The sequence below is a fragment of the Microbacterium nymphoidis genome, from assembly GCF_021044885.1.
In the GTDB taxonomy this organism is placed as follows: domain Bacteria; phylum Actinomycetota; class Actinomycetes; order Actinomycetales; family Microbacteriaceae; genus Microbacterium; species Microbacterium nymphoidis.
Genome location: NZ_JAJNOD010000005.1, coordinates 85,055 through 109,993 on the forward strand (window position 1 = coordinate 85,055; position 24,939 = coordinate 109,993).

Genomic DNA, 24,939 nt, shown 5'->3' on the forward strand with positions numbered 1-24,939 from the left:
TCCTTTCGTCGGGCGCTCTCCCCCCGCCGCGATGCGGGATCCTTCCGCATCGCTTCGTCGGGCGGAAGGATGACGGCGCCGAGTTTGCGTGGTGATCTTGAGTTGTCACGGAGCGGGGTCTCACCCCTTGCGCCCCTGCGTGGCGACGCCCTCGATGAAGTACCGCTGACCGAAGGCGAAGAGGATGAGCATCGGCAGCGTCACGATGAGCGATGCCACCATCACGTACTGGTAGTCACCGTGGCCTCCGGCGGTAGGGCTGTACTTCGTCATCGCGTAGGCGATCCCCAGCGGCGCCGTGAAGTCCTCCACCGATCCCGCGTTCAGGTAGATGAGCGCCGCCTGCAGGTTGTTCCAGCTCGCCTGGAACTCGAACAGGAAGACGATGATGAACGAGGGGATCGACAGCGGCATCGCAATGCGCCAGAACAGCCCCCAGTAGCTGGCTCCATCCAGGCGAGCGGCCTCGAACAGCTCCCTCGGCAGCCCCAGATAGAACTGTCGCTGCAGGAAGATGTAGAACGCTGACCCGAACAGGTTCATCCCCCACAGCGGCACCCAGGTGCCGAGCAGACCGGTCTGCTTCCAGATGAGGTAGATCGGGATCATCGTCACTGCTCCGGGCAGCATCATCGTGGCCAGCACCAGCCCGAACAGCAGCCCGCGGCCCGGGAAGCGGAAGTAGGCGAATCCGAACGCCACCACGGAGCTGGAGAGGGCCACAGCCGTGGCTGCCAGCAGCGCGATGCCGATGCTGTTGCCCATCCAGCTCAGAAGCGGCAACTCGTTCCACACCTGTGCGTAGTTGCCGGGGGTGAAGGTCTTCGGGATCAGCGAGTTGTCGAACACCTCACCTCGCGGCTTGAGGCTCGCAGCCACCAGCCAGGCGAAGGGATAGAGGAAGAGCAGGCCGAAACCGATGAGGAGCACGGCGAGCACGACGCGACCGGCGAGGGTCCGCGGTCGAGCGATGTTGCGGCGCCAGCGCGAGCGATGCGGCACGGTGACGGCGACGGTCTCCGATTCACGGCCCGGGCGTGAGGGGCGGGGCAGCTGCTGCAGTGAAGCGGACATCAGCGATCTCCCTCGTAGTAGACGAACTTGTTGCCGAACTTCACCTGGATCACCGTGATGACCATGATGATGACGAACAGCAGCCAGGCCATGGCCGCAGCGAAGCCGAAGTTGAACTGCCGGAACGCCTGCTGGAAGAGGTAGATCGCGTAGAACAGCGATGCTTCGGGCGACGAGTTGCTCTGATCCCGCCAGAACAGGACATACGCCTGATCGAACACCTGGAAGGCGGCGATCGAGAGCACGATCACGTTGAAGAACAGCGCCCCCGAGATCATCGGCAGCGTGATGGCGAAGAACGTGCGCACCGGGCCTGCGCCATCGAGAGAGGCGACCTCGTAGAGCTCCACCGGCACGTTCTTCAGCGCCGCGAGGAAGATGACCATGGTGCCCGCCACGGTCCACAGCGTCATCAGGACGATGCTCGGCTTCACCCAGGCCGGATCCACCAGCCACTGCGGTCCCTGAATCCCGAAGAGGCGGAGGAACTGGTTCACGGCGCCGTTGTTGCCGTTGAGCAGCAGGAAGAACATCGAGGCGGTCGCGACCGCCGGGGTCATCTTCGGCAGGTAGTAGAGCGTGCGGAACACGCCGGCACCGCGTCCGACGCGGTTCAGCAGCATGGCCAGGAACAGCGCCACGATGATCTCCAGCGGCACCGCCAGCACGGCATAGAACAGGGTGTTGCCGAGCGCCACCCCCACGCGCGGGTCGCTGAAGAGGTTCGCGTAGTTGTCGAGGCCGAGGGGACGCGCCGTGTTCGTTGCCAGGTTGTAGCTGCTGAAGGAGATGTAGAGGCTGTAGATCATCGCGCCGGCGGTGAAAACCAGGAAGCCGATGATCCAGGGCGAGATGAACAGGTATCCCGCGAGCGCCTCGCGCTTGTTGTACCGATCGCGGGGCTTGCGAAAGCGGCCCGGCCTCGCCTCGGGCACACGGACACGACGCGTGCGGCGCCCGTTTCCCTCGGCGCCATCGATCGAATGCTGCGGTGGGGGTTCCACTCCGGTGGTGGGAGCGATCGCAGCGCTTCTCCTGATGTAAGAATGCGACGACATGGGCCGAACGTAGGCCGGGCCCGCGGCGCTGTCGCGGGCCTTGCGCGAAGCGCTTCTCCTGTGCTTCTCCCCCCGTGACTCCGGCAGGAAGTCTCCCGAAATTTGCAGGGATAAACATCGGATGTTCTAATGGAGCGTCGCCTCACGAGACGCGCCTTTTCGCAGGCGACAGCGGAGGGGCAGCTCAACTTTCGTCAGAAACATAGGAGTTATGATCGATGTCTACGGAGACGCCCCTACACGCTGACCCCGCTGCACGCGCACGGAACCTGCGTCGCACGGCGTGGGCAGGCGTCATCGGGAGCGTGATCGAGTACTACGACTTCACCCTGTTCGGACTCGCCGCGGCGCTGGTCTTCGGGCCCCTCTTCTTCCCCGGTTCGGACCCCAGTACACAGGTGATCAACTCCCTGCTGACCTTCGCGATCGGGTACTTCGGGCGCCCGATCGGCGGAATCCTGTTCAGCCACTTCGGCGACCGCATCGGCCGCAAGCCCATGCTCGTTCTCACCCTGATGCTGATGGGTGTGAGCACGCTGGCCATCGGACTTCTGCCCACCTATGCCGTGGTCGGCCTCTGGGCGCCGGTCCTGCTCGCCGTGTGCCGCGTGCTGCAGGGAATGGGCGCGGGCGCCGAGTATGTCGGCTCTCTCGTGATGATGGCCGAGTCCGGCGACCGGCGCCGGCTCGGCGTACGCGTGGCGCTGCCGGGCATGGGCGTCTTCGGCGGCATCGTCATCGCGACGGGCGTCTTCGCCCTGATCGCGCTGCTTCCGGAGGACGCTCTGCACAGCTGGGGCTGGCGTGTGCCGTTCCTCCTCAGCATCGTGACGGTCGCGATCGGGCTGTGGGTGCGCACCGGCATCCACGAGACGGAGGAGTTCACGGCGCTGCGCGAGCAGGGACGGGTGGTGCGGTTCCCGCTGGGCCAGGCCATCCGTCACCAGTGGCGCGAGATCCTCATCGGCTTCGGGATCAACGGTCCGTATCTGGCGTTCTCCTCGCTCACCCAGGTCTACCTCCTCTCCTACCTGACCGGATCGATGGGCCTGCCCGCCTCGTTCGGCCTGGCGGCCAATCTCGTGTCTTCGACACTCGCCATCGCCGTCGTCCCCCTGGCGGGCTGGCTCGGCGATCGCCTCGGACGACGGCAGATCTGGCTGTTCGGCTGCGGTGTCTTCATCGTCTTCGGCGCCATCGCCTTCCCCCTGTTCGCGACGGGCAACGAGTTCGTCATCATCGCGACGATGGTGCTCGGCATCTCCGTGGGTCTGGCCACGATGTACTCGACGCAGGGCGCCATCCTCACGGCCCTGTTCGACCCCGCGCACCGGCTGTCCGCCGTGGTGATCGTGCGCGAGCCCACTGCCGCACTCATCGCGGGCCCCGTTCCGGCATTCGCCGCGTGGCTCGTGCTGTCGGCCGGCGGGGCCACCTGGCCGGTGACCGTCCTGTTCGTGGGGGCCGCTCTCATCGCGGGCATCACCGTCATCCTCGGGTGGAAGCGACTCGCGCGCGTCGAGTCGCGCTGACATCACGGCAGCGACCTGCGTGGCGGGCGGTTTCCGGCACGCAGGTCCCTCTCCCGCTCGCTGAGCGTGGCTGACCCCGGCGCGTCCGAGACGGCCGCGGCCCGACGAGGCACCGCCACCCGTCGACGCGGACTCCGTAAACTCACCGGATGGCGGGTTTCACGAGCGCGGAGAGGAGCAGCGGCGGACAGTGAGGGCACGGACGATCTTCGGCGTGCTGCGTCTGACCGCCGCAGGCGTGTGCCTGACCGCGCTGGTGCACCGCCTGTTCTGGGGACTGAGCTCGCACACCACCGCGGGCGACAACTTCTTCGCCTACCTCACGGTGCAGTCCAACTGCGCCCTGGTGGCCGTTCTCGTCATCGGCGCTGTCCTGGCCTTGCGGCGCCCGGCGGACCCGCGCTGGTTCACCGTTGCGCTCTCTCTGGTGCTGACGTGGACCATCACGGCAGGCATCGCGTTCGCGCTCATCGTCTGGCAGGCCGGGATCCGCGGCATCCGGGTGGATGTGCCCTGGTCGGATCAGGTGCTGCACTTCTGGCTGCCCGCCTGCACGGCTCTCGCGTGGATCCTCACCCCGGGCCATCGCGGTGTGAGCTGGTGGATCGTGCCGATCTCCCTCGCGTTCCCGCTGGCCTGGGGCGGCGTGACGCTGTGGCGCGGACCGTTCGTCGGCTGGTATCCGTACTATTTCCTCGACCCGCGTCAGGTCTCCGGCCCCGCCGAGTTCCTGATCACGTGCGCGGCCGCTCTCGCGATGTTCGCGCTGATCGCAACGCTCATCGTGCTCGCCAGCCGGATGCACCGGCCGGGACACCCGCGCGCGGCGGTCTGACGATCAGGCTGCCGGCGACTGCGTGGACCCGAGGAACGGCGTCAGTGACGCCAGCGCGGCTGTTTTCGCTGCATCGTCGTCGAGCTTCGCGAACTCACCCGCGGGCGCCCCGCCGACGAGACCCACCAGGATGTTCTCGCCCGTCGCCGGGGCGAGGTTGAGCCAGGTGCGGATCGTGGCGTCCCCGCCGACCACGTGCCAGAGCGAGGCGTCCGTCTCGATCACCGGCTCGTCGAAGCGCAGCCACACGGTCTCGATGAGGCCCATACCGAGGTCGGCGATGGCACCGCGATGCGCGAACGGCAGCGCGGGGGAGAACTCGATGCCGTCGGTCTTCAGCACGCCCAGGGGAACCGTCACCAGCACGCGATCGAACGAGAGAGACTCTCCCGTGGCCACGCCGAGGCTCACACCGTCATCGTCGTAGGCGATACGGCTCACGGGCGAGGACACGCTGACCTTCGCCCCGTCGAGGAGCTCCTCGAACAGCGCGGCGAGGTCTCCGAGCACGGCTGTGCGCTCGATGGGCGGCAGCACCGGCGGGAACCAGGACGATGCCTGATCGGCGTCGGCGCCCGACATCGTCGAGAGGTAGGCCAGCAGCGCCTGCAGAGCCGCGTCGTCGGGATCCGCCCCGCCTTCGGTGAGCGCTTCGGTGAGCGACTCGTCCGTCACGCGAGACTGCGCGGTGGTGATCGCCTCCGTCAGCGGCTTCGCCGAGACGGGCTCGACGTCATCGCCCTCGGTGGAGCGCCACAGGGCGCCGGACAGGACCGCGGTGCGAAGGTCGAGCGACGCGGGCCAGTCGATGACGGCATCGAGGGCATCGTCCACCAGCCATCCACCCAGTTGCGCGGACACCGGCCACTCGTCATCGTCGACGTGGGACTGAACACGCCCGCCCACCCGGTCCCGTGCCTCGAAGACCGTCAGCTCCAGTCCGCTGGAGGCGAGACGGGCGGTCGCGGCGGCACCCGCCAGTCCTGCGCCGACGATGGCGACGCGGTCACCGTTGGCGGAGGCGGCGAGCAGGGCCTCCGCAGCGCTGATACCCGACCGCACGGCGGCGGACATCGTTCCGGGTGCCTGCTCATCGGTGGCCTCACCCGCGAAGAACAGACGATCGATCACGGGGGCGGCGAGGGCGGTGCGGGCGCTCTGCTGCACGCCCACCGGCGTGAAGCTGGCCGCGCCGAGGGAGAACGGATCCTCCGACCACGCGCTACGGACGAACGCCGACGGCTCGAGCGAGCTCGGGGCGGTGGGCTCCGGCGCGGGCGTCGTGGACGACGGATCGGGCGTGGGTGAGGGCGCCGGCTCCGGGGTGCAGGAGGCTAGAAGCACCCCCAGGACACCGGCTCCGGCGCTGACCAGCAGAGTACGCCGCGTGATCCTCATCGTGTCGCAACGATACCCGTCCGGGCACGCCCGCGGGGAGCGACGACGCCGTCGGGGCTGTTCTTATCCCCCGAGACGCCCGCGCGGCAGTGGGTCCCGATGGCATCTCCGTCAGAACGGGCGGCGTGACTTCCTGAGCCCGGACGTCGATGAGGCGTCTGGCACGCCGCGACGGCGGAGCTGTCGTGAGCGGAGGGCTTATCAGCGGGGCACGCCGAAACCCGGATTCGGCCCTCATCTCGCGACGGCGTCCTCATCTGGCGCCGCGCTCGGTCCGTAGCGGCCGCAGACACCGCACCGTCCTCACCGGACCACGTGCGCGTGTTCAGTCTTCGTCGAGGTGGCTCTCGCGCAGGTGCGGCGGGCGCCAGATCATGACCTCGGTCGCGCGGCGGACTCGTCGGCCGGCGCGCAGGGTGATCACCGAGCCGGTGGTGCCCGCGGCGAACACACGCGCACCGGGTCGGGTCTCCGCGTCCGCCTGCGCCTGGGCCTGCAGCTGCGACACCTGGCGGCGCAGCGCCCGCACCGACTGCTCCAGCTCGAGGATGCGCGCGATGGCGGGCAGGCTCATGCCTTCGGCGGACATCTGCGCCACCTCGCGGAGCTGACGGATGTTGGTGACCGAGTACCGGCGCGAGCCGCCGCGCGTGCGTCCGGGGACGACCAACCCCATGCGGTCGTACTGGCGCAGGGTCTGGGGGTGCATGCCGGCCAGCTCCGCAGCCGCGGCGATCGCGAAGATCGGCGCATCCTCGTCCATCTGGTCCTGATTCATGTCACCCCCGTTCCCGGCGTCGTGCTTCGTCATCGCGCACTTCAGCGCGCTTTTGCGAGCAGGTCCGCTCGCGGATTCTCCTTGGGCTCGGCCTCGGCGAACTTCTCCAGCGCCTCCTTGGCGGCGGCATCGAGGTGCGAAGGCACCACGATCTGCACCTCGGCCAGCAGGTCGCCGGTGCCCTTCGAGGACTGCACGCCACGACCCTTCACCCGCAGCACGCGGCCGGAGGGTGTGCCGGCGGCCACCTTCAGCTTCACCGGATCGCCGCCGAGCGTGGGTACCTCGATGGTGGCACCGAGGGCCGCTTCCGTGAAGGTCACCGGGACGGTGACCCGCAGGTTCAGCCCATCGCGGGTGAACACCGGGTGCTTGCGCACCGTGACGGACACCACGATGTCGCCGTTCTCGCCACCCGAGGTCGAGGGGCGTCCGCGACCGCGCAGGCGGATCTTCTGTCCGTCCTGCACGCCCGCCGGGATCTTCACCTTGAACGGCTTGCCGTCCTCACCCTGGAGGGTGATGGTCTCGCCCTTCACCGCGGTGGCGAAATCGAGTGTGGTGCGCGCCGTGACGTCGGCGCCCTTCTGCGGCCCCTGCCGGAAGCCGGCCTGTCCGCCGAAGCCACCACCGCCGCGGTTGAACATCGAGAAGATGTCGTCGAAGTCCGCCTGCTGCTGGCCCCGACCGCCGCGGTTGAACATCGAGAACACGTCCTCGAAGCCACCCCCGGCTGCGGAGCTTCCGCCACCGGGAGCCTGGAAACGAGCCCCCGAGCCCATGGCCCGGATCTGGTCGTACTCCTCGCGCTGAGCCTTGTCGCTCAGCACCGTGTACGCCTCGCTGATCTCCTTGAACTTCGCTTCTGCCGCGGTGTCCCCGGGGTTCGAGTCCGGGTGGTACTTGCGCGCCAGCTTCCGGTAGGTCTTCTTCAGGTCGGCCTCGGACACGTCCTTGGACACGCCGAGCGTCTTGTAGAAGTCCTTCTCGAACCAGTCGTTGCTTGCCATGCGTCCCCTTTCCGGCCTACTCGGCCGGGACCGAGACGACCACCTTCGCGGGACGCAGTTCCACGTCTCCCAGGCGGTAGCCCACCTCGACCACGTCGAGGATGGTGGACTCGGTGGCGCCCGGAACCGGCTGCTGGAAGATGGCCTCGTGCTGCTGCGGGTCGAAGACGTCGCCGACCGCGCCGTACGACTCCACGCCCTGACGCGACACGATGCCACGGATCTTCTCGGCGATCACGGCGAAGGCGCTGCCCTCGGCGAGGTCGCCGTGCTTCTCCGCACGATCGATGTCGTCCAGCACCGGAAGCAGGCTCTTGACCACGTCACCCGTGGTGCGCTGCTTCTCGATCTGACGCTGCTCCTCCGTGCGACGACGGTAGTTGGCGTACTCCGCCGTGATGCGCTTGAGGTCGTTCAGGTGGATCGACTCGACGTCCATCACGTCGGCCGCGGCCGCGTCGTCGGTCTGGGCAGCACCCAGGATGTCGTCGATCGTGAGTTCCTCGTCCTGCGAAGCGGGGTCGGAGGCGTGAGCCTCCGACCCCTGCTCGCCGGACGGGGCTTCGTTGTTCTCGAAGTCCTTGTCGTCCGTCATGTCTTTACTTCTTCTCGTCCTCGTCGTCCACGACCTCGGCGTCGATGACGTCCTCCTCGGGGTTCGGCACATCGCCGTTGCCCGGGTCGGTCACCGTCGGGTCACCCTCGCCGCCGGCAGCCTGGGCGGAGGCGTACAGCGCCTCACCCAGCTTGCCCTGGCTCTGGCTCAGGGTCTCGAACGCCGTCTTCACGGCGTCGTCGTCCTCACCGGCGAGCGCGGTCTTCACCGCGTCCACGTCGGCCTGGACCGACTCCTTGACGTCAGCGGGGAGCTTGTCGTCGTTCTCCTTGATGAGCTTCTCGACGGAGTACGCGAGAGTCTCAGCCTGGTTGCGGACCTCGGCGGCCTCGCGGCGCTTCTTGTCCTCGGCGGCGTGCTCCTCGGCCTCGCGGACCATCCGGTCGATGTCCTCCTTGGGAAGCGACGAGCCGCCCGTGATGGTCATCGACTGCTCCTTGCCGGTGCCCTTGTCCTTGGCGGACACGTGCACGATGCCGTTCGCGTCGATGTCGAAGGTGACCTCGATCTGCGGGATGCCGCGGGGGGCGGGTGCGATGCCCTGCAGCTCGAACGTGCCGAGCGGCTTGTTATCGCGGGTGAACTCGCGCTCACCCTGGAACACCTGGATCGCGACCGACGGCTGGTTGTCGTCTGCCGTGGTGAAGGTCTCGCTGCGCTTGGTGGGGATGGCCGTGTTGCGCTCGATGAGCTTGGTCATCATGCCGCCCTTGGTCTCGATGCCGAGGCTCAGCGGGGTGACGTCGATCAGCAGGACGTCCTTGCGCTCGCCCTTCAGCACACCGGCCTGGATGGCGGCACCGACGGCGACGACCTCGTCCGGGTTGACGCCCTTGTTGGCGTCCTTGCCGATCTCACCCTTGACGAGCTCGGCAACAGCCGGCATACGGGTGGATCCACCGACGAGGACCACGTGGTCGATGTCGCTGACCTTGATGCCGGCCTCGCGGATGACGTCTGCGAACGGCTTCTTGGTGCGTTCGAGGAGGTCCTTGGTGAGGTCCTCGAACTTCGCGCGGGTCAGCGTCTCCTGCAGGTTCGCCGGGCCGTTCTCGGTGAGCGAGAGGTAGGGCAGCGAGATGGTGGTCGACATGGAGCTGGAGAGCTCCTTCTTCGCCTGCTCCGCAGCCTCCTTGAGACGCTGCAGGGCGATCTTGTCGTTCGCCACGTCCACACCGGTGGACTGCTTGAACTGCGTGATCAGCCAGTCGACGATGCGCTGGTCCCAGTCGTCACCACCGAGGCGGTTGTCACCGGCGGTGGCGCGCACCTGGATGGTGGAGAAGTCGTCGTCCTTGCCCACCTCGAGCAGCGAGACGTCGAACGTTCCGCCACCGAGGTCGAAGACGAGGATCAGCTCGTCCTCCTTGCCCTTGTCCAGACCGTAGGCGAGCGCCGCGGCCGTGGGCTCGTTGATGATGCGCAGCACGTTGAGGCCGGCGATCTCACCGGCGTCCTTCGTGGCCTGACGCTCGGCGTCGTTGAAGTATGCGGGGACCGTGATGACGGCGTCGGTGACGCTGTCGCCGAGGTACTCCTCAGCGTCATGCTTCAGCTTGCCGAGGATACGCGCCGAGATCTCCTGCGGCGTGTACTCCTTGCCGTCGATCGACTGCGTCTTCCACGAAGTGCCCATGTGGCGCTTCACGGACGCGATGGTGCGATCCACGTTGGTGACGGCCTGGCGCTTGGCGGTCTCGCCGACGAGCACCTCTCCGTCCTTGGTGAAGGCGACCACCGAGGGGGTGGTGCGGAATCCTTCAGCGTTGGCGATGACCTTGGGCTCGCCACCCTCGAGAACGGAGACGACCGAGTTGGTCGTACCGAGGTCGATGCCTACTGCACGTGCCATGTGTTTTCCTTTCGTGCCAGGGGATTTCCCGATCCTCCAGCGGTGGCTCGCCCGTGCTGGGCCGCAGCCGAAATCTGTGGTCCGCTTGCGCGGAATCAGGACTTGAGCCCCGATGACTCAACCTTAGAACAGGAGCAGTTTTCGTGTCAAGTCGAAGTTGAGTCGCAGCGACTCAACTTTGGGTGAACATTCAGGGTCAGACCGATTTCGCCAGCTGCTGCAGGGCGACCACGCCGAATCCCGCCGCCACGAGCCCGGCCAGCACGATGATCTTCGCCAGCACCGGCAGCGTGGAACGCCGCACTGCGAGCCAGCCGATTCCCGCCAGCGTCACGATGTAGATCCACGAAGAGATGCGTAGTGCCAGGTGCAGTTCCATCCACCCGAGCCACGCGGCGCCGATCAGCGCGATCGGGGCGGCCACCGTCCACAGCGCGCCCAGACCCGCGCGGATCATGATGCGTAGTTCGCTCCCCCGCGCGACGGTGCGATGGACGATGAGGTGCGCGATGTACTCGGACAGCGTGCCCGCCACGACGATGCCGATCACGCCCATCAGCAGCGCAAGGAAGGCGTGCCGCGCCTCGAGGTGGGTCCCGGACTCCACGACGCGCACGATCGCGAGGCCCGTGAAGGTGGCGTACAGCCGCTCCCGGAAGTACGGCACGGTCCCCGGCGGCAGCTCCCGCTCGACATCGCGTGATCGCGCCCCCTCCCGCATCGCCCGCCTGTGCTGTCGTCCCCGCTCGCTGCTCATCCCGTCATCGTCGCAGGTCCGCGTCGGATGCGGTGGCTTGGAGTCGCGGATGAGGGGTATCGGGGCGCGGCGGTGGCGCGCGGCGGCGGCGCGGGCGGCGGTGGGGCGGGGCGGGCTGCGGGGCGCGGCGGTGGTGCGGGGCGGCGGCAGCGATGCCGCGGCGGTGAGCCGGGACGGCGAGGCGAGGCGCGGCAGCCGGCCGAGGCGAGGCGCTGCGGCAGGCCGAGGCTGCGAGTCGCGGCGCGGCGCGGCAGTGGGGCGGGGCGGGCTGCGGGGCGCGGCGGTGGTGCGGGGCGGCGGCTGGGTGGCAGCGAGGCGCGGCGCGGCAGGGGGCGGGACAGCGGTGGGGCGGCAGCGAGGCGAGGCGCGGCGCGGCAGGGGGGCGAGGCGGGCTGCGGGGCGAGGCGGCGGGGCGAGGCGGGGCTGCGGTGGTGAGGTGGTGAGGCGGGCGACGACGAGGCGGGACGGCGGGGCCAGGCGCGCCTCACGCGCTGTCGCGAAACGAGGACATTGTCGCCAAACAAGGACCATCCCGCGGCGCGCCGCCCTACATTGGCGCAAATCCCCTCCTTTCACGACACCTCAAATCACGCGACTGAGCCGCCGATACCCCAGGCAAACGCGCCCACCCCGCTCAACACTTGCGGCCGCGGAGTGCAGTCGCCAAACAAGGACGATGTCGCCAAACGAGGGCCATCCCCCGGCGCGCCGCCCTACACTCGCGCAAATCCCCTCCTTTCACGACACCCACGTCATATGCACGCGCTCCGATCAGCCACCGAAACGACAGACCACGCCGGACCGCAGCACTCCATGCCGCACGCCCACCCAACGCGCTGTCACGAAACAAGGACGACGTCGACAAACGAGGGCCATCCCCCGGCGCGTCGCCCTACACTCGCGCAAATCCCCTCCTTTCACGGCACCCACGTCACGTCCACGCGCTCCGATCAGCCACCGACAGGACAGGCCGACCCGGAGCCAGGACGGTCAGCGCGAGCGGCCAGGCGTGCCGCCACGAAACGGGCCGTCGCCCGGCACCGTTTGAACGCGAAGCCGATCACCTCCGTTGACGACAGGGCGCGCGGCGTCGCCGCGCAGGCGCCCGCACGCAGCCACGCCGGGACGGACCGCCGCGCGGCGGCGGTGAGGGTCAGCGGCGCTCGAGGGCGGGGATGCGCACGAACAGCATCAGTACGAGACCGGCGGCGATCACGATGATGATGCCGAGGATGCCCCAGTAGATCGCCCCCATCGCGGCGACCAGGATCGTCCACAGGCCCGATGCCAGGAAGCTCGCGACCCGTCCGGTCGTGGCGTAGAGGCCGAAGACCTCACCCTCCCGGCCGGCCGGAGTGACCCGGGCGAGCAGCGAACGCGACGCCGACTGGACCGGGCCCACGAGCGCGGAGAGCACCATGCCGCAGATCCAGAACACCGTCTGACCGGCATCATGCAGCAGGAAGACCGCGAGACCCGCCACGCATAGTGCTGTGAGCGCTCCGATGATCACCGGTCGCGGGCCGAAGCGGTCGTCGAGACGCCCGGCGATGATCGTCCCGACGCCGGCGACGAGGTTCGCCGCGATTCCGAAGATGATCACCTCATTGGCAGAGAAACCGAACACCCGCGCCGCGATCACGGCGCCGAAGGTGAAGACGCCGCTGAGCCCATCGCGGTACACGGCACTGGCCACCAGGAACCAGAAGGTGGGACGCGAGTCACGGAAGATCGAGCGGATGTGGCGCCAGAGGTCCACGTAACTGAGGAAGAAGTTGCGTCGCGCGACACTCTGGCGCGCGGTCTCCGGCACGTTGAGCAGGAGCGGGATCGAGAACACCACAGCCCACACCGCGCACCCGACGGCGATGATCCGATACGGCAGCCCATTGTCGGTGGACAGGCCGAACCAGTCGAAGCTGTTGCACAGCACCACGATGACGAGAGCGACGATGCCGCCCACGTAGCCGAGGCCCCATCCGAGTCCGCTCACGCGCCCCACCGTCCGCGGGGTCGACACCTGCGTGAGCATCGCGTTGTAATTGACGCCTGCGAGCTCGCTGAACAACGTCCCTGCCGAGACCAGAGTGACACCCAGCAGGAAGTAGTTCGGCGACCCCTCCACGAAGAACATCCCGGCCATCGTCGCGATCAGCAGCGTGGTGTAGATGATCAGCCAGCGCTTGCGGCGGCCCGCGGCATCGGCGCGCTGGGCGAGCACGGGCGCGAGGATGGCCAGCAGGATGCCCGCTGCGGTGGTGCCGAGTCCGAGCTGGCTGCTGAGCGCTGCGAGCGCCGCGTCCTTCGCTTCATCCCCATCCGGCAGTGCGGCGATCGACGAATCGAGGAAAGTGTCGCTCACCAGATACAGCGCGGTGAACACGAACGTGAGGATCACGCTGTTGAACGGCTGCGTCGCCCAGTCGTAGATCGCCCACGACCACACCTGCTTGCGCGGGATGGTGCGATCAAGGTTCTGATCGAGCGCCAGCGCCGGCAACGCATCGGTGTCGACCGTTGCCGGGGGCGTGTGGGGAGTCTCGCCGGTCATGCGCTCACCTTAGTGGCCACGGGGGTCGCGGCGGTGAACACCCCGTTCGTTGCGCGCGAATGGACCCCATTCCCGTGGAATTCGAGCGATGTGCGCGCTATGAAGGCGAATCAGTCGCGGGGCCAGGCGGCGGAGAACTTGCCGAGCAGGCGAATGAACTCCGTCTGCTCCTCCGGGGTGAGCGCGGCAAGAGCTGTGCGCACGGTGTCATGCCGGTGTCCGCGCATGCCCCCGGCCATCGCGCGCCCCGTCTCGGTGAGCGCCACACGCGTGCGTCGAGCGTCATCGGGATCCGCTTCGCGCTGAACGAGGCCGAGCTGCACCGACTGCTGCACCAGACGCGATGCACGCGGCTGATCCACACCCACGGCTTCGGCGATCTCGGACACGGTCAGCGACGCGGGTGCCGCTGCGAGCACCTCCAGCAGGCGAAAACGCGCGGGACCGCCGAGTCGCCCGCCCATCGCGGACATCCATTCGGCGGCACGCGGGTCCGCGCCCCTACCCGCAAAAGGCCCCCATTCGGGCCCGCCCCGATGTCCACGCCGACCACGGGCGCCATCGCCGCGCACATCGTCACCGCCGCGCCCATCGTGACCGCCATGCCCCTCGTGACCGCCATGCCCATCGTGACCGCCGTGCGCCTCGCCAGCGCCGTGTGCCTCACCGGCGCCATGCGCGTCGTCGTGCCGGTGCACGCCGTCGCGACCATACGCCCCCTCGGGACGAGGGCCACCGCGCGAACCATCGCGGACATGCGAATCGCTGTGGCTTTGGGAACCATCGTGGACATGCGAGTCGCCATGCCCGTGGGAACCACCGGGGCCGTGCGAATCGCCATGGCCGTGGGAATCGCCGTGGCCGTGGGAATCACCGCGCCCGAACCCGTGCGAGCCCGGGCCTCCCGGCCGGGGTCCGCGCCGCCCCCGGATACGGCCGAGCGCGGCGACGATCGCCTCGACGGGGTCGCTGGGCTGCTCGTCGGTCATGACAGAAGCATATATGTCACTTGACAAGCTTTCCGAATACATGTCACACTACATTCACTTGTCAAGTGACATACATCCGAGCTTCGGCTCCCGAAAGGACTTCCTCATGAACACCCCGAACGACAGACTGCTCCGCGAGCGATCGCTCGCGTTCCTCATCCGCGCCGCCGACCAGCTGGTTCGCGCGGAGCGCACCGACATCCTCGCCTCGGAGGGGATCCGTCGCCACGACCTGCGCTTGCTGCACCGGCTCACGCACCGCGGCAGCACGCAAACGCGGACCGGAGACGACCTCTCATCCCCGGATTCCTCACTGCAGGACACCGCGAGCGCCGACGGGCCGGAGACCGCCGCCGGCGACATCCTCCCGGACGCACAGCCTGCGGACGTGGATCCGACGAACGATGATCCCCGCCACGGGCGGCACCCGCGCGGAAACCACCGCCGCGGCCCCCACGCTCGCGCACGCCTCGGCGGATTCCGCCTCCGTCATCTGCTGATGCGCGGGTGGGTCACCCTCGCGGACGGATACCCCACCATCACAGTGGAGGGCGCCCGGGCACTGGCCCGCATCGACGACCGGCTGACCGAATCGCGTGCCCGCATCGAATCAGCGCTCACCCCGGAGCAGCTGACCGCCGTCACCGACGGACTCTCCGCAATCGTGGAGGAGCTCGGTGGCACGGACCGGCTGCGCGAGGTGCGTCGCCGTCGCCGCCTGATGCAGCAGCTGCGGGAGGGCGGATCTCGACACGGCTTCGGCCGCCGCGGGTTTGGCGAGCGCGGCATGCACGGTGCACACGTCGGCCTCGGCGCCCACGCCGAGTTCCACGAAGGCGGGGGCTGCGTTCATCGGGCCGATGACGCCGACAGCCAGGGATACCGCGGCCGTCCTCACCACGGCGGCTTCCGCGACGGACATGGACACGCCGGCCTTTCCGGTCGGCATGAACACGACGGGCTTCCCGGCCGACACGGACACGACGGCTTCCCCAGCCGACACGGACACCGCCGCTCCCGCGACGCATACGGACACGACGGCTTCCCCAGCCGACACGGACACAACGGTCCCCGCGACGCATTCGAACACGGCGACGTCCCCGGCCGGTGCGTACACGGCGACGTCCCCGACACGCACGGCGCGCACGGCGACTCCCTCACCAGGCACGGCGGCTTCCCCGGCGGGCACAGGGGCGGACGCCGTCATCACCGCGGGGCCGGACACCACGGCGAGGCGGGACGTCACCGCCCGGGCTTCTGATTCACGGAAGGCCTCGACATCGGCGGCCCGGACCACCTCGGCCCGTCCCTCCGAAGCAGTCGACAGACATGACGACGCACGATCGACGAACACGACGGCGGCGCATCCCGAAAGGATGCGCCGCCGTCGTGCTCGTCAGGCCGCGAGCGCTGCGGCCATGCGGCGCACGGCCTCGCGGAGGATGGGACGCGGCGTGGCGAAGATCATGCGGACAAAGCCCTCGCCCGGACCACCGCAGTCGATGCCGTCGGTGAGTGCGACCCCTGCGTGCTCACGGAAGAACGCGGCGACCGATCCCTCGATGGGCAGATCACGACAGTCGAGCCAGGCGATGTAGGTCCCCTCCGGCATCGTGTAGCGGATGCCGGGGATCTGCTCCGCGAGATCCTCACCGAGGGTGCGCCGGTTCTCATCGAGATAGGCGGTCACCTCATCCAGCCAGGAACCGCCCTCTTCATAGGCCGCGATGTTCGCCACCACGCCGATCGTGGATGCGCCCGGCGCGCCCTCGCCGAACGCAGTGGCCCAGACCTCGGCATCGGCGTCGTTGGAGAGGATCACCTGCGCGCACTTCACACCCGGCATGTTCCAGGCTTTGGAGGGCGATGTGGCGGTCACGGTGTGGGCGGCCGTCGCTGTGGAGAGCGAGGCGTACGGGATGTGAGAGGCGCCTGCGTAGACGAGCGGCGCGTGGATCTCGTCGGAGAACACGCGACCGCCGTGACGCTCGACGATGCTCGCGACCGCTTCCAGCTCCTCGCGGTCGAAGACACGACCCACCGGGTTGTACGGATTGCACAGGATGAGCAGCCCGGCACCGTCGGCGAAGGCGGCCTCGATGCCATCGAGGTCCAGGCTGTACCGCCCGTCCTCCACCAGCATCGGCACCTCCACGATCTCGCGGCCCATCGACGGCGGAATGGTGAGGAACGGCATGTAGGCGGGCGTCGGCAGGACGATCTTCGAGCCGGCGGCCGAGAACTGCTCGATCACAATGCGCAGCGCGGTGAGGACGTCACCCACCGGACGAACGCGGCCGGCCGGGACGTCCCAGCCGTACCGATCCCGCTGCCAGGCGGCCGTGGCCTCCCCCAGCCGGCTCACCAGCGTCGGCGGCAGGTAGCCCAGCAGCCCGTCGTCGATGGCGCGATGCATCGCGTCGCGGACCGCGGGCGCCGTGCCGAAGTCCATCTCGGCCACGAACATCCCGATGGTGTCGGGGAATCGCGTCCACTTCAGGCCTCCGACGGAGCGGAGGGAGTCGAGATCGATGCTGTCGAATTCGGAGGTCGCAGTGCTCACCCCTCGATTCTCCTCCGTCCGCGATGCCGCGGCACCGACCACCCGCGACGAAGTGGTCGGGCACGCCGAGGTGGAAACCGCACCGCCTCAGGGAGAGGTGCCGGCAATCCAGCGGGGTCGGTACCCATCGCCCCCCGCAGGGCAGGCCGGATCGGCGTCATGGCCCGCGGATCCAGCTGAAGATCCACGACACCGAGCAGACCTCGCCGACCGGGTCCGACTCGCCTCCCGCGGGCCGGATCCCCGCGGAGGGCGATCACTCACTGAGTTTCACCTGTGCGCGATCGTGCGGGGAGTCCCCGCGCGAGGGGGTTCGACGTCGGTCAACCGTTCGAGCCGTCCACCCCGTGGACCCACGCATCGAAGCCATCGACGCGTGGAACTTCTGCGCCTCCTGCGGACATGTCTTGTTGTCGGCGCAGAACGCGGAGAGCCTGTCGCCAAGTCCCTGTCGCCGAGTCCCTGTCCCCCTGTCCCTGAGAGGAGCGACATGCTGGGAAACGCCGTAGCTCTGCCGATGCTCATCCTCGTGCTCGTCGTGATCCTGATCCTCGCCGCCGTAGCAGCCCTGATCGTTGCCATGCGGCTCATGCTGGCGCTCACCAGGGTCGCCAACCGCCGGCTCCGCGATGCTTCCGACGGAGCTGCCCTCGACAGGTAGACGACGTGAAGGCCTGCCGCCGGGTCGGCGGCTCAGCCCGCCGACGCGCCGGCGGTGGCGACCACGGCGGCCGACACCGCGGCAGAAACCGCGGCGATGGTGGCTGCTTCGGCCGCCTGCATGGCTGCCTGGAGGGTGGCCTCCACAGCGTCCGAGGCGAGGTTCGCCTCACGGATGGCCTTCGCGCGCTTGGTCACGTCGCGCAGCGTACGAGCCTCGTCCTTCGCGACCACCCGCAGCTGGTTCAGCGCCTGCAGGATCGAGATGACAGCCGCCTCGTGCGGGCTGGGATCCCGATCGAGGATCAGCACCTCGCGGAGGCCGGCGCGCAGCGCCGCCTCGTGGGCGGCGTCTGCTGTGGGCCACTCGGTGCGGGGGAAGAGACCCAGGACTCGTCCTCCGCGCCGTTCCAGCACGCCGCGCTCGACCAGCCGTGCGGCCACCAGGTCGCGCGTGGATTCGCCGTCGACCTTGGCGAGGGTGCGCACCATGACCATGGCGTTCCGTGGCTTCGCCGCGACGACTCCCGCGCCCGCGCGCAGGAGCGGATCGCTGGTGTGCGCATCGGGTACCGCGGTCACCGTCGGTGAGGACAGCAGCCCGGCACGCGGCGAGAGTTCCACAAGGCCGGCCCGTGCCAGATCCATGAGCAGCGCGCCACCCATGGCCAGCCCGGGGTCAACACCGACCGACAGCGTCCCCCGCTGATCATCCAGCAGGAGGAGCAGCAGATCCTCGACCACCAGCCAGGGCTGCGTGCGCATCGTCTCGTCCATGATCCGACCATAGGCGGAGGCACCCGCCCGGCGGATCCCCCGAGCGGCTGATCTTGGTCGTCCACCGGGCTCGACGGCCGTTCCGATGCCGCACCCCACGTCGCGAGCGCATGATCAGGCGACCAATCCATGACGCATGCCGCGGACCGCTCATGGATTCGGTGCATGCTCATCAGTTCACGACACCGGGACGCGCTCCCCCAAGCGCGCCGGTTCAGTACCCGATGAACTCCTCGGCCTCACCGAAGTCGGGGCGCTCGCGCAGCTCGACCCGAGCCGGCAGCGACACGAAGTCCACCACACGCACCTCGTTCGGCCCCTCACGCCACAGCGGAGCGGGAGCATAGAGCGTGATCTGGGGCCCAACGCGGTCATAGCGACCGAGCAGGAATCCGTTGAGCCACACCCACCCGGCGCCGCCCTCGGCAAGCGCGAGCCACGCGTCGGCCACGTCCGTCACGTGCACCTCCGCGACGGCCACGCCATCCGAGCCCGGTGCCACGGGTGCCTCCCACACGGTCTCGGGAAGCAGTGTGTGCGACCAGCCGTGGACCAGTCGCCGCTCCAGACGCACACCCGTGATTCCCTTGTGCTCACCCAGCCGGTAGCCATAGTTGATGCGCCCCAGGGCTTCCACCACGATCGTGATCTCGGCACGCCGCGCGCTGCCCGTGAGCACGGCGCTGGTCGCGCCATCGCGCTCCAGCGTCGCCGCGCGCACGCCGTCGACGAACACCACGGCCCGGTCATGGAGGCCGTCGACCGACAGCTCCACATCGCCCGGCAGGTCCGCGATGGCCCGGTACGCGACAACGCCGTCGGGCTGTCCGAGTTCCTCGAACGTCTGCGGCATGGCGGAACGCGGATCCGTGTCCGCGACGTAGGCGCGCACCGTGTCATACAGCGAGGCGACCGGCGTGAACGTCACCGTCTGCGGCTGCTGGAACACCGGCGCGGGAGGGATCGCCGGCAGCTCCGCGCTGTGGAACCGCGCGAACGCCGCCCGCAGGGCGGAGAACTTCTCGGTGATCGTCCCGTCCTCACCGATCGGGGCGTCGGAGTCGTAGCTGGTGATCGTGGGCTGCAGCACGCCATCCCAGTTCGCCCCGGCCCACAACCCGAAGTTGGTCCCGCCGTGCGCCATGTACAGGCTCACCGACCCGCCCCGACCCAGCAGGTCCGTGACGGTGCCCATCATGCTCTCCGCCGAGCGCACGTGGTGCTTCTCACCCCAGTGATCGAACCACCCGCCCCACAGCTCGCCGCAGATCAGCGGCGCTCCCGCCGGACGCAGCGCGTCGGCGAGCGCCGCGCCAGTGCCGAAGGTGAAGGTCGGCGTCGCCGATTCCAGCAGCGAGCCGTGGGACAGCATGTCGGCACGTGTGCCGTCAGCCGTCGTGAGCAGTTCCACCACTCCCCGCTCCCGGAGACCCGTGGCCAGATGCTCCAGATAGCCACGGTCGGAGCCGAACGAACCGTACTCGTTCTCCACCTGGACCGCGACGATCGGTCCGCCGTACGCCGCCTGCAGCGGTGTGATCCGGGGAATCAGCTCGTCGTACCAGGCATCCACGGCCGACAGGAACACCGGATCGGAGGAGCGGAGGCTGCGGGTGCGCGCCGTCAGCCAGCTGGGAATCCCGCCGTTGTTCCACTCTGCGCAGATGTAGGGGCTCGGACGCAGCAGCACGTCGAGGCCGGCTTCCCCGGCGAGCCGGATGAAACCGGTGAGATCACGCCATCCGTCGAACGCGAACTCACCCTCGCGTCGCTCATGGAAGTTCCAGGGGACATAGGTGTCCACCGTATTGGCGCCCATGGCGGCCAGACGACGCAGGCGGTCCTCCCACTGGGCCGGGTGTACCCGGAAGTAGTGGACCGACCCGGAGAGCAGGCGGTACTCCGCGCCATCGCGGACGAGCACGCCGTCGCCGGGCGTGAGGGCGGGAGTCGTCATGCGTCTTCCGTTCTGTGGGGGGGGTGGTGTGTGACGCGTGTGGCGGCGTGCCGCGATGGGGTGACTGCGCGCCCGCCGGCGATCCGGATGTCGAAACAACAATGTTTGCGCTCTCATTATCGCGCACAGCCCCGCATGCGCAACCCGCGCGAGGCCTACCATGGGGGCATGCCGCGAAGACCGTCGCCCGACCGCGCCCCCAACCAGGTGGACGTCGCCCGCCGTGCCGGGGTGTCGGCGCAGACGGTGTCACGCGTGATGTCCGGTCAGGACACGGTGAGACCGGAAACGGCGCAGCGCGTGCTGGCCGCCGTGGATGAGCTCGGGTACCGCGTGCACGGAGCCGCGGCTGCCCTCGCCACCGGCCGGACGCGCATGCTCGGGGTGATCGTGGTCTCCAACGTGCAGTACTCGTCCGCCGTCATCAGCGCCGGCATCGAAGACGTCGCCACCGACCGCGGCTACACCGTGACCACCACGGCCGTCGCCAAGCACGCCCCCGTCTCCGACTTCACCGACGCCTTCGACCGGCTCGAACGCCAGGGGGCCGAGGGCATCATCCTGGTGGCGCCGTTCGAGTTCGAGGACGAGGCCATGCAGCAGCGTCTGGCGCGCACTCCCACCGAGCGCGGCGACCGGCGTGCGGGCGTGGTCGATCAGGAGCTCATCGCGCGCCTGGCCACCGAGCATCTGCTGGAGCTCGGCCATGGCAACGTCTGGCACATCAGCGGCGACGAGGGGTGGGCGGAGACGCACAAGCGCCGCGACGGCTGGACGCGCGTGCTCCGGGAGCGCGACATCACACCGCCGCCGGTGATCCCCGGCGACTGGACACCGGAGTCGGGGTACCGCGCCGGACAGGTGCTGGCGGGCATCCCCGACGCCACGGCCGTCTTCGTCGCCAGCGACGAGATGGCCTTCGGCGTGATCCGCGCACTCCACGAGGCCGGCCGGATGGTGCCCGACGACGTCTCCGTGGTCAGCGTCGACGACATCGATCTCGCCGCCTACGCCTCGCCCGCTCTCACGACCGTGCGCCAGCCGTTCCGTTCCGTCGGCCGCGACGCCGCGCTGCGGGTGATCGCGCAGATCGAGGGCCGCGATCCGGACGCCGAGGATTTCGACGTCACGGAACCCACGCTCATCATCCGCTCCTCCACGGCGGCACCGGCGCGCTGACACTCACCCCCAGGGGCTGACCGGCTGCTCGCCGGGCTCCGGGTGGCGCAGCGTCCGGGGTGCGGGCCATTCCAGCTCGATCAGCTGGACCGGCACGTCGATGGCACCGAAGTCGTCGGTCTTGACGACGACGCGTTCGGGGGTCACCTCCACCAGCCGCACCACCCAGGCACCGCCGTCCTCGCGATCCAGCACCCACTTGTCGGCGAGCCAGCTGAGACCGATGGAGTCCAGCGAAGCCTCGGCGTCCAGCCAGTCGACCACCCCGGGCACCTCGCGGCCGAGCAGGTTCACGGCCACCCAGGCATCTCCCTCGGGACGGATCCAGCCGAGCAGCTCGCGATCTTCGGCACGGCGGTGCTCGGTCCAGTCTTCGGGGATCATGTGCACATCGTAGGCGCAACGGTCGTCAGAGCTAGTGCACGTACTCCATGAGCTCGAGTCCGAGGATCCGCAGCGCCTCCGCCACCTGCAGGCGGTGCGCCGACGACAGGTCGTCGAAGGCCGCCGTCACCGCGTACGCCACACCTGCCCGCGGACCCGCGAGCACGCCCGCCTCGCTGCGGACGCCGTCCGCCCGGCCGGTCTTGTTGACGAACAGCAGCCGGTGCTTGTCATCCTCGTGATCGTAGGGATCGAGTCCCGTCGCCGCCCCCACCATGCTGAGGTCGGTGGCCAGATTCAGCCACTCCCCCACCTGGGCGCTGACGGCAGCATCCACCGCGGCCCCGTTGACGATGAGAGTCATCAGCTCGGCGAGTTCGCGCGTGGTACCGAGGGCGAACTGCGGGGCGTCATCCGGGCCACGGGTGTCCCGGTGTTCGTCGAGCACCGCGAGGTGGGCGAGACCGAGTGCTTCCAGACGGGAGCTGACGGCGGGCAGCCCCACCTGCGCGAGCAGCGCGTTCGTCGCCGCCTGATCGCCCACGGCTGCAGACAACACGGCGAGGTCGGACAGCGACAGCGTTGAGGCGCGCAGGTGCGCCCACAGGCCGCGAGAGACCGAGCCACTCAGCGCGGAGCGCTCCACGGTGGCCGCGGGATCCAGCCGGCCATCGCGGAACGCGGCGGCAACCTCCACGAGGATGGCCACCGAGCCGACGTCCGCCACCGGCAGCGAGACGAAGTCGTCGCCGGCGAAGACGACCATGTCGTTGTCGAGGTCGCGCACGTGCGCCGACACCCGGGCGCCCGCACGTGCCAGATCGCTGAGCGCCGCGAGGGTGGCATCGAACGAGCGCTTCGTGGGGCCACCACGACGACGCGACACCGGCGCAGGCTGCGAGGCGCGGCTGGAACGGCGGGTGGGGCGCACTCCGCCCGCGTCGTCCGAACCCGCGGCCTCGATCATCCGCTGCTGCCTCCTCGTCCGGCTCAGGGCCGAACGGTCACCAGATCGTGACACGCTCGTCGGCCGGCAGGAAGAGGGCGTCCTTCTCGGTGACCTCGAACGCGTCGTAGAACGCATCGACGTTGCGGAGGATCTGGTTGCAGCGGAACTCGTTGGGCGAGTGCGGGTCGACCGTCAGGAGGCGGACCGCCTCAGCGTCGCGGATCTTCAGCTGCCACACCTGACCCCACGACAGCAGCAGGCGCTGCACGCCCGTGTAGCCGTCGATCACCGGCGCCTGCGCGCCCTCGAGCGAGAGCTCATACGCGCGCAGCGCGATGCCGAGACCACCGAGGTCGCCGATGTTCTCACCGATGGTGAGGGCGCCATTGACGTGGTGCTCCTCGCCGAGACCCAGCGGGGTGAGCTGGTCGTACTGCGCGATGAGGGACGCCGTGCGCTCCTCGAACGCCGCACGATCGGCATCGGTCCACCAGTCCTCGAGCTTGCCGTCGCCGTCGAAACGGCTGCCCTGGTCATCGAAGCCGTGGCCGATCTCGTGCCCAATCACCGCGCCGATGCCGCCGTAGTTCGCCGCAGCATCGCGATCCAGCTCGAAGAACGGGAACTGCAGGATAGCCGCCGGGAAGACGATCTCGTTCATCAGCGGGTTGTAGTACGCGTTGACCGTCTGCGGCGTCATCAGCCACTCGTCGCGGTCGATGGGCTGTCCCACGCGACGCACCTGACGGTCGTGCTCGAACTGGTTGGAGCGGAGCACGTTGCCCAGCAGGTCGTCGGCCGCGATCTCCAGTTCGTCGTATTCACGCCAGACGTCGGGGTAGCCGATCTTCGGGGTGAACTTCGACAGCTTGTCGAGCGCCTTCGCACGCGTCTCCGGCCCCATCCAGTCCAGCGTCTCGATGCTCTGGCGGTAGGCCTCGATGAGGTTGGCCACCAGCGTGTCCATCTCGGCCTTCGCCGCCGGCGGGAAGTGACGCTCCACGTAGACCTTGCCGATGGCGTCTCCCAGAGCGCCCTCCGCGAGCGAGACGCCCCGCTTCCAGCGAGCGCGGATCTCGGGGACACCGGTGAGGGCGGTGCCGTAGAAGGCGAAGTTCTCCTCGACGAACGCGCTGCCCAGGTACGGGGCTGCCGCGTGCACCAGGCGCCAGCGCAGCCACGCCCGCCAGTCGTCCAGTCGCTCGGCCACCAGGAGCGAGCCCAGCGACTCGGCGAAGCTCGGCTGGTAGAGCACGACCTCGGCGAAGGCGTCGGGCTGCGCCACCGCGACGGCATCGCGCCAGGGAGTCAGATCGACACCCGCGGCCTGCTGCAGCTCGTCCCAGGTGCGGAGGTTGTACGTGGCCACCGCGTCGCGGCTGCGGACGTTGTCCCAGTGGTGCGAGGCGATCTCGGTCTCCAGCGCGAACACCCGCTCGGCCTGCTCGTCGGCGTCCGAAACGTCCGCGAGGCGCAGCATGGCCGCGACGTGAGCGCGGAACTGGTCGCGGACGTCGGCGAAGTTCTCCAGCCGGTAGTAGCTCTCATCCGGCAGCGAGATGCCCGACTGGACCAGGAACGGAACGTAGCGCTCGGGGTTTCCCGGGTCGGGCTCGACGAACAGACCGAGCAGGGAGGCGACCCCTTCGCGATCCAGCGTGCCCAGCAGGTTCAGCAGCGATGAGACGTCGGTGACCTCCTCGACGCGGGCGAACTGCGCCTGCACGGGCGCGCTGCCGGCGGCCTCGATCGCGGCCTCGTCCATGAAGGAGGCATAGATGTCGCCGATCTTGCGTGCGGTGGTGCCGGGCTCGGCCTGCTGCGACTCCTCGACGATCTCGCGCACATGCTTCTCCGCGGCCTCGGCCAGCAGCATGAACGATCCCCAGCGAGCCTTGTCGGCGGGGATCTCGGTGCGATCGAGCCAGGTTCCGTTGACGAAGCGGTATAGGTCATCCTGCGGCCGGATGGTGGGGGAGAAGTCTTCCGTGAGCAGTCCAGAGCGCAGGTTTTCCGTCAT

The 24,939-nt window shown here is 68.9% G+C and carries 22 protein-coding genes; 6 read left to right on the plus strand and 16 right to left on the minus strand.

What is annotated here, in order from left to right; all coding sequences use genetic code 11:
• Positions 1 to 120 precede the first annotated feature (120 nt).
• Both LQ566_RS14485 and LQ566_RS14490 read right to left on the minus strand, forming a co-directional pair.
• Positions 121 to 1,074 (minus strand): carbohydrate ABC transporter permease, encoded by a 954-nt coding sequence (locus LQ566_RS14485; protein WP_231092435.1) that lies wholly within the window; start codon positions 1,072 to 1,074, stop codon positions 121 to 123.
• A complete protein-coding gene (locus LQ566_RS14490; protein WP_231092436.1) occupies positions 1,074 to 2,132 on the minus strand; it encodes a carbohydrate ABC transporter permease in 1,059 nt (352 codons plus the stop codon). Before LQ566_RS14490 ends, LQ566_RS14485 begins: the two co-directional genes overlap by 1 nt.
• A 218-nt stretch (positions 2,133 to 2,350) precedes the next feature.
• Here LQ566_RS14490 and LQ566_RS14495 point away from each other — a divergent pair, with 218 nt between their 5' ends.
• Together LQ566_RS14495 and LQ566_RS14500 are read left to right on the plus strand one after the other, a co-directional pair.
• Positions 2,351 to 3,664 (plus strand): MFS transporter, encoded by a 1,314-nt coding sequence (locus LQ566_RS14495; RefSeq protein ID WP_231092437.1) that lies wholly within the window; start codon positions 2,351 to 2,353, stop codon positions 3,662 to 3,664.
• A 190-nt stretch (positions 3,665 to 3,854) separates the two neighbouring features.
• A complete protein-coding gene (locus LQ566_RS14500; RefSeq protein WP_231092438.1) occupies positions 3,855 to 4,499 on the plus strand; it encodes a Pr6Pr family membrane protein in 645 nt (214 codons plus the stop codon).
• Between the two features lie 3 nt (positions 4,500 to 4,502).
• On the opposite strand, the gene LQ566_RS14505 is transcribed toward LQ566_RS14500, so the two are convergent.
• From LQ566_RS14505 to LQ566_RS14540, 8 genes are all read right to left on the minus strand, one after another.
• The gene (locus LQ566_RS14505) at positions 4,503 to 5,897 is read right to left on the minus strand and encodes a flavin monoamine oxidase family protein (protein ID WP_231092439.1); all 1,395 of its coding nucleotides are present in this window, start codon (positions 5,895 to 5,897) and stop codon (positions 4,503 to 4,505) included.
• A 325-nt stretch (positions 5,898 to 6,222) separates the two neighbouring features.
• The gene (locus tag LQ566_RS14510) at positions 6,223 to 6,675 is read right to left on the minus strand and encodes a heat shock protein transcriptional repressor HspR (protein WP_231092440.1); all 453 of its coding nucleotides are present in this window, start codon (positions 6,673 to 6,675) and stop codon (positions 6,223 to 6,225) included.
• A 41-nt stretch (positions 6,676 to 6,716) separates the two neighbouring features.
• Entirely contained in the window at positions 6,717 to 7,685 is a 969-nt protein-coding gene (locus tag LQ566_RS14515) for a DnaJ C-terminal domain-containing protein (protein WP_231092441.1), read from the minus strand.
• 16 nt (positions 7,686 to 7,701) lie between these two features.
• Positions 7,702 to 8,280 (minus strand): nucleotide exchange factor GrpE, encoded by a 579-nt coding sequence (locus tag LQ566_RS14520; protein WP_231092442.1) that lies wholly within the window; start codon positions 8,278 to 8,280, stop codon positions 7,702 to 7,704.
• 4 nt (positions 8,281 to 8,284) lie between these two features.
• Positions 8,285 to 10,153 (minus strand): molecular chaperone DnaK, encoded by a 1,869-nt coding sequence (gene dnaK / locus LQ566_RS14525; protein ID WP_231092443.1) that lies wholly within the window; start codon positions 10,151 to 10,153, stop codon positions 8,285 to 8,287.
• Between the two features lie 196 nt (positions 10,154 to 10,349).
• Positions 10,350 to 10,910, minus strand: coding sequence for a hypothetical protein (locus LQ566_RS14530; RefSeq protein ID WP_231092444.1), 561 nt, complete (start codon positions 10,908 to 10,910; stop codon positions 10,350 to 10,352).
• A 1,153-nt stretch (positions 10,911 to 12,063) separates the two neighbouring features.
• Entirely contained in the window at positions 12,064 to 13,461 is a 1,398-nt protein-coding gene (locus LQ566_RS14535) for an MFS transporter (protein WP_231092445.1), read from the minus strand.
• A 110-nt stretch (positions 13,462 to 13,571) separates the two neighbouring features.
• Positions 13,572 to 13,925 (minus strand): MarR family winged helix-turn-helix transcriptional regulator, encoded by a 354-nt coding sequence (locus tag LQ566_RS14540; protein WP_231092446.1) that lies wholly within the window; start codon positions 13,923 to 13,925, stop codon positions 13,572 to 13,574.
• 72 nt (positions 13,926 to 13,997) lie between these two features.
• On the opposite strand from LQ566_RS14540, the gene LQ566_RS14545 reads away from it, so the two are divergent.
• The gene (locus tag LQ566_RS14545) at positions 13,998 to 14,474 is read left to right on the plus strand and encodes a hypothetical protein (RefSeq protein WP_231092447.1); all 477 of its coding nucleotides are present in this window, start codon (positions 13,998 to 14,000) and stop codon (positions 14,472 to 14,474) included.
• Between the two features lie 82 nt (positions 14,475 to 14,556).
• Positions 14,557 to 15,711, plus strand: a complete 1,155-nt coding sequence (locus LQ566_RS14550) for a hypothetical protein (RefSeq protein WP_231092448.1) — start codon at positions 14,557 to 14,559, stop codon at positions 15,709 to 15,711.
• 135 nt (positions 15,712 to 15,846) lie between these two features.
• On the opposite strand, the gene LQ566_RS14555 is transcribed toward LQ566_RS14550, so the two are convergent.
• The gene (locus LQ566_RS14555) at positions 15,847 to 17,013 is read right to left on the minus strand and encodes a MalY/PatB family protein (RefSeq protein ID WP_231092449.1); all 1,167 of its coding nucleotides are present in this window, start codon (positions 17,011 to 17,013) and stop codon (positions 15,847 to 15,849) included.
• Between the two features lie 490 nt (positions 17,014 to 17,503).
• Between LQ566_RS14555 and LQ566_RS14560 the strand changes: the two genes are divergently transcribed.
• On the plus strand, positions 17,504 to 17,674 hold the full coding sequence (locus tag LQ566_RS14560; RefSeq protein WP_231092450.1) for a hypothetical protein: 171 nt from the start codon (positions 17,504 to 17,506) through the stop codon (positions 17,672 to 17,674).
• Positions 17,675 to 17,706: 32 nt separating this feature from the next.
• On the opposite strand, the gene LQ566_RS14565 is transcribed toward LQ566_RS14560, so the two are convergent.
• Both LQ566_RS14565 and LQ566_RS14570 read right to left on the minus strand, forming a co-directional pair.
• Complete coding sequence (locus LQ566_RS14565) at positions 17,707 to 18,450, minus strand: GOLPH3/VPS74 family protein (RefSeq protein ID WP_231092451.1); 744 nt, start codon at positions 18,448 to 18,450, stop codon at positions 17,707 to 17,709.
• Positions 18,451 to 18,664: 214 nt separating this feature from the next.
• Positions 18,665 to 20,407 carry a glycoside hydrolase family 35 protein gene (locus LQ566_RS14570; RefSeq protein WP_231092452.1) on the minus strand — a complete coding sequence of 581 codons (1,743 nt, stop codon included), beginning with the start codon at positions 20,405 to 20,407 and terminating at the stop codon, positions 18,665 to 18,667.
• Between the two features lie 168 nt (positions 20,408 to 20,575).
• On the opposite strand from LQ566_RS14570, the gene LQ566_RS14575 reads away from it, so the two are divergent.
• Positions 20,576 to 21,586: a LacI family DNA-binding transcriptional regulator gene (locus LQ566_RS14575; RefSeq protein WP_231092453.1), complete on the plus strand. Its 1,011-nt coding sequence runs from the start codon at positions 20,576 to 20,578 to the stop codon at positions 21,584 to 21,586.
• A 3-nt stretch (positions 21,587 to 21,589) separates the two neighbouring features.
• On the opposite strand, the gene LQ566_RS14580 is transcribed toward LQ566_RS14575, so the two are convergent.
• Genes LQ566_RS14580 through LQ566_RS14590 form a run of 3 tightly spaced genes read right to left on the minus strand, consistent with a single transcriptional unit; the run spans position 21,590 to position 24,939 of the window.
• On the minus strand, positions 21,590 to 21,970 hold the full coding sequence (locus LQ566_RS14580; RefSeq protein WP_231092454.1) for a hypothetical protein: 381 nt from the start codon (positions 21,968 to 21,970) through the stop codon (positions 21,590 to 21,592).
• Positions 21,971 to 22,001: 31 nt separating this feature from the next.
• On the minus strand, positions 22,002 to 22,937 hold the full coding sequence (locus LQ566_RS14585; protein WP_231092455.1) for a serine hydrolase: 936 nt from the start codon (positions 22,935 to 22,937) through the stop codon (positions 22,002 to 22,004).
• Between the two features lie 37 nt (positions 22,938 to 22,974).
• Positions 22,975 to 24,939, minus strand: a complete 1,965-nt coding sequence (locus LQ566_RS14590; protein WP_231092456.1) for a M13 family metallopeptidase — start codon at positions 24,937 to 24,939, stop codon at positions 22,975 to 22,977.

Coding starts and splice junctions, on each gene's coding strand:
- LQ566_RS14485 (WP_231092435.1), bottom strand. CDS start 1,074: ATGTCCGCTTCACTGCAGCAGCTGCCCCGCCCCTCACGCCCGGGCCGT.
- LQ566_RS14490 (WP_231092436.1), bottom strand. CDS start 2,132: ATGTCGTCGCATTCTTACATCAGGAGAAGCGCTGCGATCGCTCCCACC.
- LQ566_RS14495 (WP_231092437.1), top strand. CDS start 2,351: ATGTCTACGGAGACGCCCCTACACGCTGACCCCGCTGCACGCGCACGG.
- LQ566_RS14505 (WP_231092439.1), bottom strand. CDS start 5,897: ATGAGGATCACGCGGCGTACTCTGCTGGTCAGCGCCGGAGCCGGTGTC.
- LQ566_RS14510 (WP_231092440.1), bottom strand. CDS start 6,675: ATGAATCAGGACCAGATGGACGAGGATGCGCCGATCTTCGCGATCGCC.
- LQ566_RS14515 (WP_231092441.1), bottom strand. CDS start 7,685: ATGGCAAGCAACGACTGGTTCGAGAAGGACTTCTACAAGACGCTCGGC.
- LQ566_RS14520 (WP_231092442.1), bottom strand. CDS start 8,280: ATGACGGACGACAAGGACTTCGAGAACAACGAAGCCCCGTCCGGCGAG.
- dnaK (WP_231092443.1), bottom strand. CDS start 10,153: ATGGCACGTGCAGTAGGCATCGACCTCGGTACGACCAACTCGGTCGTC.
- LQ566_RS14530 (WP_231092444.1), bottom strand. CDS start 10,910: ATGAGCAGCGAGCGGGGACGACAGCACAGGCGGGCGATGCGGGAGGGG.
- LQ566_RS14535 (WP_231092445.1), bottom strand. CDS start 13,461: ATGACCGGCGAGACTCCCCACACGCCCCCGGCAACGGTCGACACCGAT.
- LQ566_RS14540 (WP_231092446.1), bottom strand. CDS start 13,925: ATGGGCGGGCGACTCGGCGGTCCCGCGCGTTTTCGCCTGCTGGAGGTG.
- LQ566_RS14545 (WP_231092447.1), top strand. CDS start 13,998: ATGTCCACGCCGACCACGGGCGCCATCGCCGCGCACATCGTCACCGCC.
- LQ566_RS14550 (WP_231092448.1), top strand. CDS start 14,557: ATGAACACCCCGAACGACAGACTGCTCCGCGAGCGATCGCTCGCGTTC.
- LQ566_RS14560 (WP_231092450.1), top strand. CDS start 17,504: ATGCTGGGAAACGCCGTAGCTCTGCCGATGCTCATCCTCGTGCTCGTC.
- LQ566_RS14565 (WP_231092451.1), bottom strand. CDS start 18,450: ATGGACGAGACGATGCGCACGCAGCCCTGGCTGGTGGTCGAGGATCTG.
- LQ566_RS14570 (WP_231092452.1), bottom strand. CDS start 20,407: ATGACGACTCCCGCCCTCACGCCCGGCGACGGCGTGCTCGTCCGCGAT.
- LQ566_RS14575 (WP_231092453.1), top strand. CDS start 20,576: ATGCCGCGAAGACCGTCGCCCGACCGCGCCCCCAACCAGGTGGACGTC.
- LQ566_RS14580 (WP_231092454.1), bottom strand. CDS start 21,970: ATGATCCCCGAAGACTGGACCGAGCACCGCCGTGCCGAAGATCGCGAG.
- LQ566_RS14585 (WP_231092455.1), bottom strand. CDS start 22,937: ATGATCGAGGCCGCGGGTTCGGACGACGCGGGCGGAGTGCGCCCCACC.
- LQ566_RS14590 (WP_231092456.1), bottom strand. CDS start 24,939: ATGACGGAAAACCTGCGCTCTGGACTGCTCACGGAAGACTTCTCCCCC.